Annotated in this window: 16 protein-coding genes; 5 read left to right on the top strand and 11 right to left on the bottom strand. The window is 74.0% G+C overall.

Going from position 1 to position 14,563, the window contains the following annotated elements:
- Nucleotides 1–44 precede the first annotated feature (44 nt).
- Nucleotides 45–467, top strand: a complete 423-nt coding sequence (locus AC38ZX_RS20555) for a phage holin family protein (protein WP_426593624.1) — start codon at nt 45–47, stop codon at nt 465–467.
- Here the strand turns inward: AC38ZX_RS20555 and AC38ZX_RS20560 are convergent.
- The 8 genes from AC38ZX_RS20560 to AC38ZX_RS20595 form a co-directional block, all read right to left on the bottom strand.
- Nucleotides 464–1,003, bottom strand: coding sequence for a hypothetical protein (locus AC38ZX_RS20560; RefSeq protein ID WP_491295719.1), 540 nt, complete (start codon nt 1,001–1,003; stop codon nt 464–466). The two genes, AC38ZX_RS20555 and AC38ZX_RS20560, sit on opposite strands and share 4 nt — an antisense overlap.
- Nucleotides 1,000–1,860: a hypothetical protein gene (locus AC38ZX_RS20565; RefSeq protein WP_491295720.1), complete on the bottom strand. Its 861-nt coding sequence runs from the start codon at nt 1,858–1,860 to the stop codon at nt 1,000–1,002. Before AC38ZX_RS20565 ends, AC38ZX_RS20560 begins: the two co-directional genes overlap by 4 nt.
- On the bottom strand, nt 1,860–2,075 hold the full coding sequence (locus AC38ZX_RS20570) for a hypothetical protein (protein ID WP_426593626.1): 216 nt from the start codon (nt 2,073–2,075) through the stop codon (nt 1,860–1,862). Before AC38ZX_RS20570 ends, AC38ZX_RS20565 begins: the two co-directional genes overlap by 1 nt.
- Nucleotides 2,076–2,153: 78 nt before the next feature.
- Entirely contained in the window at nt 2,154–2,708 is a 555-nt protein-coding gene (locus AC38ZX_RS20575) for a hypothetical protein (protein WP_426593627.1), read from the bottom strand.
- Complete coding sequence (locus AC38ZX_RS20580; RefSeq protein ID WP_491295721.1) at nt 2,705–3,979, bottom strand: DUF58 domain-containing protein; 1,275 nt, start codon at nt 3,977–3,979, stop codon at nt 2,705–2,707. The genes AC38ZX_RS20575 and AC38ZX_RS20580 overlap by 4 nt, the downstream gene beginning before the upstream one ends.
- Nucleotides 3,980–3,981: 2 nt before the next feature.
- Nucleotides 3,982–4,956, bottom strand: a complete 975-nt coding sequence (locus AC38ZX_RS20585) for an AAA family ATPase (protein WP_426593630.1) — start codon at nt 4,954–4,956, stop codon at nt 3,982–3,984.
- The gene (locus tag AC38ZX_RS20590; RefSeq protein WP_426593631.1) at nt 4,953–5,426 is read right to left on the bottom strand and encodes a hypothetical protein; all 474 of its coding nucleotides are present in this window, start codon (nt 5,424–5,426) and stop codon (nt 4,953–4,955) included. Before AC38ZX_RS20590 ends, AC38ZX_RS20585 begins: the two co-directional genes overlap by 4 nt.
- The gene (locus AC38ZX_RS20595; RefSeq protein ID WP_491295722.1) at nt 5,423–5,926 is read right to left on the bottom strand and encodes a DUF4129 domain-containing protein; all 504 of its coding nucleotides are present in this window, start codon (nt 5,924–5,926) and stop codon (nt 5,423–5,425) included. The genes AC38ZX_RS20590 and AC38ZX_RS20595 overlap by 4 nt, the downstream gene beginning before the upstream one ends.
- Before the next feature lie 359 nt (nt 5,927–6,285).
- Here AC38ZX_RS20595 and purB point away from each other — a divergent pair, with 359 nt between their 5' ends.
- Together purB and AC38ZX_RS20605 are read left to right on the top strand one after the other, a co-directional pair.
- A complete protein-coding gene (gene purB / locus AC38ZX_RS20600; RefSeq protein ID WP_491295723.1) occupies nt 6,286–7,707 on the top strand; it encodes an adenylosuccinate lyase in 1,422 nt (473 codons plus the stop codon).
- 583 nt (nt 7,708–8,290) lie between these two features.
- Nucleotides 8,291–8,785 carry a UCP033725 family protein gene (locus tag AC38ZX_RS20605; protein ID WP_491295724.1) on the top strand — a complete coding sequence of 165 codons (495 nt, stop codon included), beginning with the start codon at nt 8,291–8,293 and terminating at the stop codon, nt 8,783–8,785.
- A 110-nt stretch (nt 8,786–8,895) separates the two neighbouring features.
- Here the strand turns inward: AC38ZX_RS20605 and AC38ZX_RS20610 are convergent, their stop codons facing one another.
- From AC38ZX_RS20610 to AC38ZX_RS20620, 3 genes are read right to left on the bottom strand one after another with little or no spacing between them, the layout of a single operon-like run.
- Nucleotides 8,896–9,549, bottom strand: a complete 654-nt coding sequence (locus tag AC38ZX_RS20610) for a response regulator transcription factor (RefSeq protein WP_426593634.1) — start codon at nt 9,547–9,549, stop codon at nt 8,896–8,898.
- The gene (locus AC38ZX_RS20615; RefSeq protein ID WP_491295725.1) at nt 9,546–10,802 is read right to left on the bottom strand and encodes a sensor histidine kinase; all 1,257 of its coding nucleotides are present in this window, start codon (nt 10,800–10,802) and stop codon (nt 9,546–9,548) included. The genes AC38ZX_RS20610 and AC38ZX_RS20615 overlap by 4 nt, the downstream gene beginning before the upstream one ends.
- Nucleotides 10,803–10,811: 9 nt before the next feature.
- Nucleotides 10,812–12,113: a glutamyl-tRNA reductase gene (locus AC38ZX_RS20620; RefSeq protein ID WP_491295726.1), complete on the bottom strand. Its 1,302-nt coding sequence runs from the start codon at nt 12,111–12,113 to the stop codon at nt 10,812–10,814.
- A gap of 46 nt (nt 12,114–12,159) precedes the next feature.
- Here AC38ZX_RS20620 and hemE point away from each other — a divergent pair, with 46 nt between their 5' ends.
- A complete protein-coding gene (gene hemE / locus AC38ZX_RS20625) occupies nt 12,160–13,218 on the top strand; it encodes a uroporphyrinogen decarboxylase (protein ID WP_491295727.1) in 1,059 nt (352 codons plus the stop codon).
- A gap of 1 nt (nt 13,219) precedes the next feature.
- Nucleotides 13,220–14,524, top strand: a complete 1,305-nt coding sequence (locus AC38ZX_RS20630) for a protoporphyrinogen/coproporphyrinogen oxidase (RefSeq protein WP_491295729.1) — start codon at nt 13,220–13,222, stop codon at nt 14,522–14,524.
- Nucleotides 14,525–14,563: the final 39 nt, after the last annotated feature.

Here is a 14,563-nt window from a genome sequence, read left to right on the forward strand (position 1 = left end):
CGGCGACCTGCACAGACGCGCCGACCGATGGCAGGATCAGGCGCATGGCCTTCGTGCTCCGCGTCCTCATCAACGGCGTCGCCATCTGGTTCGCCCAGCTGGTTCTGCCCGGCCTGTCGATCGTCGGTGCCGACACCGGCTGGCAGCAGGCGGGCATCATCCTGCTGGTCGCGCTCGTGTTCGGCATCGTCAACGCCATCGTCAAGCCGATCGTCGCGTTCCTGTCGATCCCGCTGTACATCCTGACGCTCGGCCTGTTCAGCATCATCGTGAACGCGCTCATGCTCATGCTCACCGCGTGGATCACGGAGGCGACCGGCTGGGGCCTGCGGATCGCGAACTTCGGCACCGCCTGCTGGGCCGCGATCATCGTCTCGATCGTCAGCCTCGTGCTCTCCGTGCTGATCCCCGGACCCCGCGGGCAGGGACAGCAGGTCCAGGCCAGCTACTACAGCAGCAACGGCTAGGGCATCGGGCTGATCGTCGCCGGGACCGACCGCACGATCGCCGGGTCTCGTGTCGCCTCGAACTGGACCGTGACGGCCGTGGTTCCCGGGGGCCCGAGCACCGACGACACAGCGGCGCTGTAGGAGTCGTCGGGGACCGGCAGGGACGCGGTCTCGATGTAGCCGTCGAGCTCGTGAGCGGCGGCAGGGCCCGGCGCCCCCGGCAGGTCCTCCCGCAGCACCGTGACGTCGGCGTTCGACCGGTCGGGCGAGCCGTCGGTCTGCGGCACCAGGTCCTCGTCGTGCCGGTAGTTGCGCACGGCGACGCCCGGCGGAGGCTGGTGGGGGATGTCCGGTGACCCGGCCGTGGCGACCGCGGCGATCGTGAAGGCGCTGCCGACGGCGGCCGCCACGGACATCGCGACCATCCCACCCTGGCTGTGCCCCGCGAGCATGACCGGCTCGTCCGGTCGGATCCCCGCCCGCTGCATCGACTCCACGACGGCATCGGTCATGTCGTCCGGCAGGCCGGCCATCAGCCGCAGGTTGCCGGTCATGTCCAGCGGGTCGTGCTGGTTGAAGCCCCAGACCTCCGTACCGGGTACCTCGACGACCCACGTACGCGTCCCGTCGGGGTGCGTAGCTGCTGGACCGAGACGAGCCCCGGCGGCGTCCCCGTGCCCGCCGTGTCGTAGGACGCCAGCACGTTGCGGAACACGTCGGCGGTGTCCCGCGGCGCGGGCAGCTGGGTCGGGTCGTCACGCGGGACGACGACGGTCGGACCGGCGGGCGGCAACGCCCCGGCGAGCATCGCGGCCGTCGCGGGCACCGCCCCGAGCGTCGGCAGCTGGTGGCCGGCCGTGACCGCCCGTAGGAACGACGCCGCCGCCAGCATCACGAGCTCGGCTCGGCCGTCTGCGGTCAGCTCGCCCACGGACTCCAGCGGTCCGGCGCGGTGCAGCAGACGGCTGAGCAGCTCGGTCTCCGCCAGCACGGGCAGCACCAGACCGACCTTGGGCACGATGCTGACGGCCGACGCGGCCAGCAGGAGCGGGTTCTCGCCCAGCTCGTTCGCGCAGACCACGATCACGTGCCGGAGGGCATCGGTCGACACCGACTCGGCGCCGTCGTACACCCTCACCACCTGGCGCAGCCGACGGGCGATGTCCCGCACGTCGTCGGCGGCGTGCCCGTGGAGCCTCCGTGCCGCGATCAGCGCGCGCTGCGCCGACACGGCGGCGGGATCCCCGAGGGGTCGCCGCGCGCACGCGACCGACCCGCGGTCCAGGGCGGACCGCGCGGAGTCGAGCTGCTCGGCCGCACGCCGAAGCACCCGGTCGACGGCCGCGAGCTCGTCGAGGTCCGCCGTCGTCGGCCCGGAGCCGCCCACCAGCCGGTAGTCGCCGTCGCCCATCAGCTGCGGTCCACACCGGCCGCCAGGACGGCGGCCGACTCGGACTGCGCCCGCGCCAGCCGGACGAGCCGGGCGGCGTCGGCGAGCGCCGAGCGGTAGAGGGCCGCCGCTCCCGACGACCAGGTCACCTGCTGCGCGCGGACGAGCGCATCGAGCGCGTGGTCGGCGTCGAGGATCGCCGCCCGCACCGAAGGTCCCACCGCGTCGTCGTCCACGGGATCGACGCTAGGCGGACGGGTGGTCCCCGGACGGGCGGGATGCGGCACGCGGCGGGACAGTGGGCTGGGGGCGGCTCACGGCTCCGTCGACGCGCGTGGCAGCACGAGCACGGTCGTCGCCATCGCGCAGACGGCGGCGAGCGCGCGCCACACGTCGCCCGACGCGGCTCCCGCGACGGCCATCGCCACCGTGGCCAGGGCCAGCGCGAAGACCTGCACGACGGCGACGTCCCGCAGCCCCCGACCGATCACCGCCCACTCGATCGACGCGCGCCAGGTGGTGCGAGCCGCCAGCGCGGCCGTCCACAGCGTGAGGTGCACCAGGACGACCAGCGCCAGCACGGCCGGCAGCGACGGTGCGGCGAACACGAACACCCGCACGCCCGCGATCGCGACGACGAGCCCCGCGAGTCCGACCTCCGGCCGCAGCACGACGGCGACGACCACCGCGAACAACGCCGCCGCCACCAGTCCGTGCGCGCCCGGTCCGGGTCCGGCGAAGGCGACCACGAGCGTCGCGAGACCGAGCACGCCGAGCGCGACCCGGACGACCGCAGCGGGCACGCTCGGCCCGATGGGTACGACGACCTCGCGGGACGAGCGGTCCGCCGGCACGAACGGGATCCTCATCGCGACGCCCCCGCCCGCCGCTGGGTGCGTCGCGCGAGCCCGGCGAGGGCGACCGACGGCGCGTCCCGCCACGCGACCAGCTCGACGTCCTGGTCCGCCAGGCCCGCGAGCCGGTCCTCGCGGGCGATCCGGAGCAGGCGCAGCGCGAGGCGCTCACGCTCGGCCAGGTGCACGTCACGGAGCGTCGGCAGGACGTCGACGGCCACCACCCGGTGCCCCGCGCGACGCCACGTGGTGGCGACCACGGCGGCCTCGTCGTCGAGGAACGTGGAGAACAGCCACACGAGCGCGCCGGACGGGATCCGGGGCGGACGCAGCCGGCGCAGCGGCTCGCCCTCGGGGTGCGTGAGCGCGAGGGCGTGCCGGATGCGGGACAGCTGTCGGCGGCCGCCGCCGGGCGGCAGCGGCCGGCGGACCATGCCCAGGTCGTCGAGCCCGACGCGGTCCCCCTGACCGAGGAACCCGGAGGCCACCGACGCCGCCGCCTGCCGGGCGAGGTCCAACGACGTCGGGTCCTGCGGCCGCGGTGCGGTGGAGCCGCGCCACGTCATGGGGTCGGGACCCACCTCGTCGCGAGAGTCGACGACGAGCACCACCACCGCCTCCGCGAGCGCGTGCTCGCGGCGCACGTAGAGCTCGTGCAGGTCGGGCGCGCGGCGGGCGGTGACGCGCCAGTCGATGCGCCGCAGCCGGTCACCGGGCGCGTACGGGTGCACGTCGCGCAGGCCGCCGCCCTCGCCCGGTCGGCGGGACTCGTGCGCTCCGGTCAGCCCGCGCAGCCGGGGCGGCAGCGGCAGGTCGCCGAGCGGTCGCGGGGCGGGCAGGACGAGCGCGGTCCGCGACGAGGGCTCCGACGGCTCGGACACGCTCGCCGCGCCCGGTCCGACGCCCTGCGCATCGACGACCGCGACCTCCTGGGGTCCGGTCCGGACGGTGTGCACCGTGACCGGCAGACGGCGGGACCCGTCGACGGCCACGAGGACCTCGGCCACGTCGCGCAGCCCTCGTCGGACCCCGACCAGAGCGATCGGACCCGGTGAGGTGACGACCGCCTCCACCCGCAGCGTCCCGGGGACCGGGATCTGGGTCGACGACTCGACGTGCACCGCCGGATCGGTGGACGGCCTGCGTCGCCAGTCCCAGAAGCCCGCCACCACCGGCGCCACCCCGAGCACGGCCACGTCGGGACGCCCGGCGAACGCGCCCACGACGACGAGACCGAGGCCGACGACGACCCCGACCAGCGTCGTCCGGGAGCGGCTCCAGTCCACGGTCAGACCGTGCGCCGCGTCGTCGTCGGACCGGCCACGCGCGCGAGCACGTCGGTCACCACCCCCGAGGGCGCGGCGCCGGTCGCCCACGCCTGCGGGGTCAGCGACAGCCGGTGCGCGAGGGCCGGCACGGCGACCGCCTTGACGTCCTCGGGCGTCACGAAGTCCCGCCCGTGGAGCACCGCGAGCGACCGCGCGACGAGCACGAGCGCCTGCGACCCGCGCGGCGACGCACCGACCTCGACCGAGTCGTGCGCGCGGGTGGCCGACGCGAGGTCGACGCAGTACCGCAGGATGTCGCCCTCGACGCTGACCGCCTCGACGCCCGCCTGCATGGCGAGCAGGGTCTCGGAGTCGACGATCCTGCGCACCGACCCCACCTCGGTGCGGCGCGCGAGCCTGCGTGACAGCACGTCGACCTCGTCGTCGCGACCCGGGTACCCGACCGCCAGCCGCACCATGAACCGGTCGAGCTGGGCCTCCGGCAGCGGATAGGTCCCCTCGTACTCGACGGGGTTGGACGTCGCGACCACGTGGAACGGCTCGGGCAGCGGGTAGGTGGTCCCGTCGACCGTCACCTGCCGCTCGGCCATCGCCTCCAGCAGCGCCGACTGCGTCTTCGGGGCGGTGCGGTTGATCTCGTCGGCAAGAAGGAGCCCGGCGAACACGGGACCCGGCCGGAAGGTGAAGCTCGACGTCGACGGGTCGAACACGCTCGACCCCGTGATGTCCGACGGCAGCAGGTCGGGCGTGCACTGCACGCGCCGGAACGTCAGGCCCAGGGCGGTGGCCAGGCTGCGGGCGGCGAGCGTCTTGCCCAGCCCGGGCACGTCCTCGAAGAGCACGTGCCCGCCCGCCAGGACGGCCGCGAGCGCGGCGGTCAACGGGTCGCGCATGCCGACGACGAGCGTCGCGACCTCGTCGAGGATCGCGCCACCCCGCTCGGCCACCTGCGCGACGGTCAGTGTCTCGGTCATGTGTCCCCGCTCTTCCTCGTGGTGCCGATCCGTTCGAGCGCGTCGATCGCCTGTCTGACCTCGGACATCTTCGGGTGCGGCGACCCCGTGCGAGTGAGCGTACGGAAGGCCCGGTCGCCGACGAGGTCCCGGATCGCGCGGGCGTCGGCGTCCTCACCCAGGACGAGCCCGTGGCGCGCCAACCGGCTCCGGGCAACCTCGCGCACGCGCCGCAGGGCGCGTTCGCCGACGCGTCCGTCGCGTCCCACCATCGCCCACGCCAGCTCCTGCACCTCACCGCGCGCGCCGTGCCGCCGGTCGAACCGCGGCCGGTCGAACTCCGGGTCGGCCCGCGGTTCGAGCCGCGTGAGCACGAGCACGCCCGCGACGGCTGCGACACCGACGAGCGCGACCGTGACGTACGAGAAGCCGGCGAGCAGCGCGACCACCACGGCGGCCGCGAACGCGACGTAGGGCCGCCAGTCCCTCATGTCTCCAGCCCCTGCGCGATCGTCGCCAGACTGCTCCTGGCCCGGTCCACGTCGGCCTGCGTCAGCCGGTGCTCGCTGTACCGGGCGGCGAGGTAGAGGTCGAGCAGCTCCTGTGCCGCGCGCGGGTCGGCGTGCGTGCTGCCCAGCACCTCGAGCGTGAACTCGGTCGCCGTCTGCGCACGGTCCCGGGGGATGCCGGACCGCTCCGCCGACGACTCCAGCGCCACCCACGCCGCGATCACGGCATCGCCCGGCGGCACCTCCTGCTCCAGCACCTGCGCCGCCTGCGTCGCCCCGGCCCGCATCGCCGTCGTCGCGACGTCGACCACGTCCCCCTCGAGGCCGATGTCCGGGTCGGCCGCGTCGACGTCCCGACCGGCCTGGCGCTCACGCAGCTTCTGTGCCAGCCGACCGATCACCAGACCCAGGACGACGACCGCCACCAGGGCCAGCACGGCGAGGATCACGAAGAAGATCCAGCGCTCCTGGCTGAGCGGCATGACCTCCCGCGCGGCGCCCGTGGAAGCGGGTGGGACTTCTGGATCGGCACGGGGGGTGTGATCACCGGCGGCGTCACGTCGGGCACGAACCGGTGCCCGGGCTGCCACGGCCCAGCCAGCGCCGCCATGACGACCGCGACCCCCACGAGCGCGCCGACCACGAGCACCGGGCCGGGCCTTCGCGAGGGCGTCACCTGGCTCCTGTTCCACGGACCGGCGGGTGGCTGGATCCCGGACAGGCTACTGACTCCGCAGGTCGCGAGAGGGCCCGACCCGCGAACGCCCGCCCGCGCACCGGCGGGCGACGCCGGCCGCGGACGGTGCCGACGGAGGGAACTCCACCCTGGGATGATGAGGGCATGACCCGTGTCCGCCTCGCCGACGTCACACCCGCCATCGCCCTCGGGCCGCTGGACGGCCGCTACCGTGCCGCGGTCGCACCGCTCGTCGACCACCTGAGCGAGGCGGCGCTGAACCGCGAGCGCGTGCACGTCGAGGTCGAGTGGCTGATCCACCTGACGACGAACCGCGTGGTGCCGGGCGCCCCGACGCTCACCGACGCTGACCGGGACTACCTGCGCGCCGTCGTCGCGACCTTCGGGCCCGACGAGGTCGCCGAGCTGGCCGAGATCGAGCGGGTGACCGTGCACGACGTCAAGGCGGTCGAGTACTTCCTCAAGAAGCGCCTGGCCGACGCGCCCGCAGGTTCCGCGTTGCACGACGTCGGTGAGCTCGTGCACTTCGCCTGCACGAGCGAGGACATCAACAACCTGTCCTACGCGCTGATGGTCCGTGGCGCGGTGACGCAGGTCTGGCTGCCCAGCGCGCGGGCGCTCACCGACCAGGTCGCGGCGCTCGCCCGGGAGGAGGCCGAGCAGCCGATGCTCGCCCTCACGCACGGGCAGCCGGCCACGCCTACCACGCTCGGCAAGGAGCTCGCAGTCCTCGCGCACCGGCTCGACAGGCAGCTGAGGCGCATCGCGAACGACGAGTACCTGGGCAAGCTCAACGGTGCGACCGGCACGTTCGGTGCGCACGTCGTCGCGGTCCCGGACGCCGACTGGCCGACCGTGAGCCGGACGTTCGTCGAGCACCTCGGCCTCGTCTGGAACCCGCTGACCACGCAGATCGAGTCGCACGACTGGCAGGCCGAGCTGTACGCGGACGTCGCGCGGTTCAACCGGGTGCTGCACAACCTGGCGACGGACGTGTGGACCTACATCTCCCGCGGCGTCTTCATCCAGATCCCGGTGGCCGGCGCCACGGGGAGCTCGACCATGCCGCACAAGGTCAACCCGATCCGGTTCGAGAACGGCGAGGCCAACCTCGAGCTCTCGTCGGCGCTCCTGGACACCTTGGCCAGCACGCTGGTGACCAGCCGGCTGCAGCGCGACCTGACCGACTCCACCACGCAGCGCAACATCGGGCCCGCGTTCGGGCACTCCCTGCTCGCCATCGACAACGTGTCCCGCGGGCTGCGCGCCCTGTCGGTCGACCGGGTCCTGCTGGCGCGCGAGCTCGACGAGAACTGGGAGGTCCTCGGCGAGCCGGTCCAGTCGGCGATGCGGGCGGCCTCCGTCGCGGGCGTCACCGGCATGGAGAACCCGTACGAGCGGCTCAAGGAGCTGACGCGCGGCCGGCGCCTGACGGCCGACGACATGCGCGAGTTCATCGGCGGGCTCGGGCTGCCCGACGACGTCGCGGCACGCCTGTCGGAGCTGACGCCGGCCTCGTACACGGGGATCGCCGCGGCACTCGTCGGGACCTACCTGCCCGACTGACCCCTTTTGCCCGTGTTTTGGCAGAAGTTTTCACTCGTTCGGGATCGCTCCCATGAGACGCCAGCAGCGCTCTGACCTGCTATGTCACCCGGAATTGTGTCGCCATCTGGACAGGTGCCCGGTAGGGCCTGCACAATCGTGCACCGACCCGTCTGATTCATCCGGTTCGTCCCCTCGATCCATCCAGCTCACCCCCTCTGGCAAGGATGCCCATCGTGACGCTCATGCAGAAAGCGATCACGCCAGCGCTCACCCGCGCGCATCTCTCCGCGGGTCACGATCGACTGGCGGGATACGTCGTTCGTGCTGAGGACGTCGCGTTCGCGACGACCCCGGCTCAGCTGTTCGAGGTCCACGGCCTCGGCTACGAGGGCTCTCCGTTCAGCCCGTACGACCGGTCCATCGACGTCCTGCGCTTCGAGAAGCCCCCAGCTCCAGTACCGCGACGTCCCCGGGTACATCCTTCCGCTCTGGTGGCTGCGCCACTCGCGGATCCCCCCGGGCGCCGAGCGTCGTCCGCGTCTACGACAACGGCACGTCCACGCTCCTGGCCCGCTACGGAGACGTCGGCGCCGGCTGGACCGTGACGCAGCTGGGCGCACCGCGGCCCTCGCTCGCCTCGCTGTCGCGCTGCGTCGGGCCGGTGGCCAAGTGGCACGGTGCCTACCTCGAGGCCGACGTCGTCGACAACGGCCACACGGTCGTCCTCGCGCTGGCCAACCCGCCGCTCGCCGAGACCGGCTTCCACCAGTCGGCGTCGGGCCGCTGGTTCCGCCGGGTGGGTCGCGACGAGGTCAGCGAGCTGTTGAAGCTCGACCTCACCGCACGCTGGAACGGCCTGCACGTCCGGGTGGTCGACCAGTGGCAGGACGCGCAGCGCTACGTCGTGGCCCGGATCTCGCATCTGGGCGACGACATCGAGCGCGCCGAACGTCTGCAGCTCAACCGCGTCGAGGCGGGCGTGTACGAAGGGATCGTCTACGCTGCGGAGCTGACGGACATCCAGACCAACCAAGTCGTGCCGCACACCTGGGCACCTGGGCCTGCGGCGCAGCAGCAGGTGGTCCGCAGCAGCTGAGTGACAACACCCTGATCTGGGGTCCCGACGACGATGTCGAGGCTCCGACGGGCGCGTGCCGGGCCAGACCCTCCCCCCGTTCTGGCCCGGCACGCTCCCTGTCCGGATCTCTACGTCGCGTCGGCGTCGTGGACGACGCGGGCCACCTGGACGCGGTTGGTGACGCCCAGCTTGGTGAACAGGCTGCCGATGTGCGTCTTGACCGTGGCCACGCCCATGAACAGGTCGCGGGCGATCTCCGAGTTCGTGCTGCCCTCGCTGACCGCCACCGCCACCTCGCGCTCCCGGTCGGTCAGGCGCGCGAGGGCCGCGCGCGCAGCTCGTCGGCGATCGTCGTCCTGCGGCTTGGTCACCGCGGCGATGAGCTGGGACGTGACGCTGGGCGAGAGCATCGGGTCCCCCGCGGCGACGCGGCGGACCGCCTCGACCAGCTCGGCGGGCGCCGTGTCCTTGAGCAGGAAACCGGACGCGCCGTTCTGCAGGGCCGTGAGCACCATCTCGTCGGTGTCGAACGTGGTGAGCACGATGACCCGGGTGGCCGACGAACGCAGCGCGCGGGTGGCCTGCAGGCCGTCCATCCGCGGCATCCGGATGTCCATGAGGACGACGTCGGGCGCCTCCCGCTCGACCAGAGCGACGCCCGCGGCGCCGTCCGATGCCTCCCCGACGATGTCGATGTCGGGCGCGCCGCCCAGGATCATCCGCAGGCCGGCCAGCACGAGGTGGTCGTCGTCGACGAGCACCACCCGGATGGTCGGGGTCACGCCGGCCACGGCAGCCTCGCCCTCACCAGGAACGACCCATCCGGTTGCCCTCCGTACGTCAGCGCGCCGCCGGCCAGCTCGGCCCTCTCGGTCATGCCCGTCAGTCCCACGCCGGCCGACGACACCGCGCCGACGGCTACACCCATCCGGTTGCGCACCTCGAGCTCGAGGAACCCGCCCGGCTCACCGGCCAGCCGTACCGCGACCGACGCGCCGACCGCGTGCTTGCGCGCGTTGGTGAGCGCCTCCTGGACGATCCGGAACGACGTCCGCGACAGCGTGACCGGGATCTTCGCCAGGTCGCACTCGCGCATGCCGACCACGTCCAGCTCGACCGACGAACCCGCCTCGCGCGCGTCGGCCAGCAGCGCCGGCAGCTCGGCCAGGGTCGGCTGCGGCGCCTCGACCCCGTCGGTCGCCCGCCCGGCCCGCAGCACGCCGAGCACCTGCCGCAGCTCGGAGAGGGCCAGCTGAGCGTTCGCCTGGATCGTCGCCGCCGTCTCTCTCGTCTGCTCCCGGTCGAGGTCCTCGCGGTAGGCGAGCGCGCCGGCGTGCATCGCGACCAGCGAGATCCGGTGCGCCAGCACGTCGTGCATCTCCCGGGCGATCCGCGTGCGCTCCGCGTCCCGCGCGGCCTCCGTCGTCAGCACCTGCTCCCGCTCCGCGTGCGCCACCCGCTCGTGCAGGGACGCGACAAGCTCGCGGCGAGCCCGGACGTAGAAGCCGGTGACGATCGCCAGCCCGAAGATCAGGAGGCTGAACAGCTGGTTCAGCACCAGCTCGTACCAGCTGCCACCCGGGGGCACGACACCCCGGACATCGGCGAGGACCGTCGAGGCGATGCCCGAGGCCACCCACACGAGGGCCGTGACGATCACCCAGTTCCGACGGCGCCACGTCGCCATCGAGACGACCGCCAGGATCGACGCCCCGACGGCAGCCGTCGAGACCGCGCTGAGCGAGATGATCACGAGCGCGATCGCGAACGGTCGCTTGCGCCGCAACGGCAGGAGACCGACAGCCAGCGCCCCGACGAGCAGATCGGCCACCAGCCATGTCCCGATGGAGCGCTGCTCCGCCGCCGACGGCTTCGAGCTGCCCTGCTGGACCGCCTGGGCCACCCACGGCACCAGTCCGCCGAGGACCGCCAGCAGGTAGCGCCACACCCGCGACCACGTCTGCAGCGCCGGGTGCAGCAGCCCCTCGGGCACCGGGGTCACCCGGGCCTCGGCCGCGCTGACGGAGCTGGTCATGCTCGCAGCCTAGGCAGAGCGCCCGCCCGGCGGATCAACCCCTCGGGCTGCCCCGCCTCCCCCGTTCGGAGGAGGGGGTTCAGAGCGTGGGGACCGGGATGGAGGCCAGCTCGGCCAGCGCCTGCGCGTACGTCGTTGCGTCACCCGCCCGGGCGGCCTCGCGGGCGCGGACCGTGGGGCCGTGGAGCACCTCGCGGGTGCGGCGGCGCAGGGCGCGGACCGCGCGCTCGTCGGAGAGGTCCACGAGCCGCTCTCCAGGCCGCCCAGCACGCGGGTGCGCTCGGCCACGACCGCCGGGTTCCAGTCGCGCACGCGCCGCTCGGCCTCGTAGGCCTCGGCCGCGCCGACGACCACGGCGTGCGCGGCCTGGACGGCGGCGTGCTCGGCGGGGGCGTGCTCGCTCACCGTGTGCAGGCTGACCAGGCGGACGCCGGGCAGGGCGCGGACGCCGGGGTCGACGTCGTGTCGCAGGGCAAGGTCGACCACGGTCAGCGGCCGTGCGCCCGCACTCCTCGCCACCGCCAGGGCGTCGACCCCGAGGACCGCTCCGGCCGCGCCGCTGCAGGCGACGACGAGGTCGACGTCGGACACCTCGGCAGCCAGGTCGGCGCCCGGCGGCAGGGCGTGCACCCCGCGGGCGCTCGCGAACGCACGGGCCCGGCCGGTGGTCGAGTAGACCCGGACGTCGGTGCAGCCGCGGGCCTTGAGCTGGGCCAGCGACGCGCCGGCGTAGGAGCCGGTGCCGATGAGCACGCAGCGCACGGCCGACCAGTCGGGCAGCTGGGCCTCGGCGATGTCGAGCGCGACGCCGACGACGGACCGCCCGGTCGCACCCAGTCCCGTGCGCGCCTCGACGTCCCGCGACACCCGCGAGGCAGCCTGGAACAGCGACTCGAGACCGCTCGTCGTGGTGCCGTCGCGTCGTGCGGTGGTCAGCGCCCGGCGGACCTGGCCGGCGATCTCTCGCTCGCCGACGACCATCGAGTCGAGCCCGCTGGCCACGGCGAACAGGTGCTCGGCGGCGTCGGTGCCGGTCAGCAGGCGGAAGTGGGCGGCCACCTGGTCGGCGGTGTAGCCGGAGCGGCCGGCGACCGTCGCAGCGGCCGCGGTGCGGGCGGTCGGGGCGTGCTCGGCGTCGTCGATCTCGAGGTACAGCTCGAACCGGTTGCACGTCGCCAGGACGACGGCACCGGACACGGACGCGGCGGAGTGCACGAGCTCGGAGGCGACGGCCTGGACGTCCGACGAGAGACGTTCCAGCACATCGAGGTCGAGGTCGTGGTGACTTGCGGCGAGGGACAGCAGCACCACGTGCCCGATTCAATCATCTGTTCATTTGTCCGGCACAATCGCACCTGTGAACCTTCCTTCCTCGCACCCGCTGGTCGACGGTCGAACGACGCATTCTTCGTTGGTTCGCGCATATTCCGGCGACCGCCCCGACCGGCTCCCCGTGTGGTTCATGCGGCAGGCCGGCCGCTCGCTCCCGGAGTACCGGGCGGCGCGCGGCACGACGGCGATGCTCGACGCGTGCCTGACGCCGTCGCTGGCCAGCGAGATCACCCTGCAGCCCGTCCGGCGGCACGGTGTCGACGCCGCGATCTTCTTCTCCGACATCGTCGTGCCGCTCAAGCTCGCGGGTGTCGACGTGGAGATCAAGCCGGGCGTCGGGCCGGTCATGGGCTCGCCCGTGCGCACCTCGGCCGACGTGGCCCGCCTCCGGGACCTCGGGCCGCTCGTCGCGCTGGACCCGGTCTCCGAGGGCGTCGCGCTCACGGTCGAGGCCCTGGGCCAGACCCCGCTGATCGGGTTCGCCGGCGCGCCGTTCACGCTCGCCGCCTACCTCGTCGAGGGCGGTCCGTCGCGCGACCACCTGGCCGCTCGCACGCTCATGCACTCCGACCCGGTCACGTGGGCCGAGCTGACTGACTGGGCGGCCGACGTCACGGGCGCGTTCCTGCGGGCCCAGGTGCTCGCCGGGGCCAGCGCCGCGCAGCTGTTCGACTCGTGGGCGGGCTCGCTCGGCCTGTCGGACTACACGGCGCACGTGGCCCCGGCCTCGGCGCGCGCGCTCGAGAGCGTCGCCGACCTGGGCGTGAAGAAGGTCCACTTCGGCACCGGGACCGGCGAGCTGCTCGTCGCGATGCGTGACGTCGGTGCGGACGTCATCGGCGTCGACTACCGCCTGCACCTCGACGAGGCGAACCGCCGCCTGGGCGGCACGACGCCCCTGCAGGGCAACATCGACCCGGCCCTGCTGGGCGCGCCGTGGCCCGTCCTCGAGGCCCACGTCCGCGACGTCGTCGCCCGTGGCCGGAGCGCCCCGGCGCACGTGGTGAACCTCGGCCACGGGGTCCCGCCGGACACCGACCCGGCCGTGCTGACCCGCGTGGTCGAGCTGGTCCACGGGCTCTGAGGTGCGCTGGGACGCGATCGTCGTCGGCGGCGGTGTCGCCGGCCTGGTCGCCGCCCGCACGCTGACCGTCGACGGCCTGCGCACCCTCGTCCTGGAGGAACGCGACGAGCCCGGCGGAGCGGTCCGCGGCCACACCGTGGCCGGTCTGCGACTGGACGCCGGTGCGGAGTCGTTCGCCACCCGGGGCGGCGTCGTCGCCGTGCTCGCCGACGAGCTGGGGCTGCTCGTGGTGGGGCCCGAACCCCTCGGCTCGTGGGTGCACCTGGCCTCGGGGGACGGGCCGCTGCCGCGCACCGGGCTGCTCGGCATCCCCGCGCACCCGTGGTCCGCGCGGCGGACGATCGGCGTCGTGGGCGCGCTGCGCGCCTCCCTCGACCTGGTCCTGCCGCGGTCGGCCGACCCGGCCACCCTGGGCGCGCTGGTCCGCCGCCGGATGGGCGCGCGCGTGCTCGACCGCCTCGTCCGGCCGATCGTCGGCGGCGTGCACGCGGCCGACCCGGACGACCTGTCCGTCGACGCCGTCGCGCCCGGGCTGTCGGCGGCACGGAACCGCGGGTCGTTGGCGCGGGCCGTCCGCTCGATGCGCGCGTCGGTGCCTGCGGGGTCGGCGGTGCAGGGTCTGGACGGCGGCATCCACACGCTCGTCGACGCGCTGGTCGCCGACCTGCGGGCCCGTGGTTCGTCGGTCCGCACGGGCGTGGGCGTGACGTCGGTCGAGGCGTCCGGTGACGGCTGGTCGGTCGCCGGTGAGACGGCGCCGCGGCTCGTCCTCGCCACACCCCGCGCACCCGCGCTGCTCGGCCTGGCGACCGGCGCACCGGACCCGGGCGCCGACGTCGTCCTCGTCACCCTCGTCCTGGCGGCTCCCGCGCTCGACCACGCGCCGCGTGGGACCGGTGTGCTGGTCTCGCCGGAGGCCACCGATGTCGTCGCCAAGGCCCTCACGCACGCCACGGCCAAGTGGGGGTGGCTGGCCCGCGCGGCCGGCCCCGGGACGCACGTCGTGCGCCTCTCCTACGGGCGGGCCGGATCCCGCACCGACGCGCCGGACCTCGGCCAGGTCCTGCGCGACGCGTCCCGGTTGCTCGGCGTCCCGCTCGACGCGGACCAGCTGTGCGGGCACGCAGTCGTGCGCTGGACGCAGGCGCTCCCGCGTCCGAGCGAGGCGCACCGCGCGGTCGTCGCCGCGGTCCGGTCGGCGGTCGCGGAGCTGCCCGGGGTAGCCGTCTGCGGCGCCTGGGTCGCGGGCAACGGGCTCGCGTCCGTGGTGCCCGACGCGAGCGCCGCGGCGCGTTCTGTGCGGTAGCACGACGTGGTGTTGGTCACGTATTCCTGCCGCATTTTC

The organism is Cellulomonas sp. McL0606, from assembly GCF_058248365.1.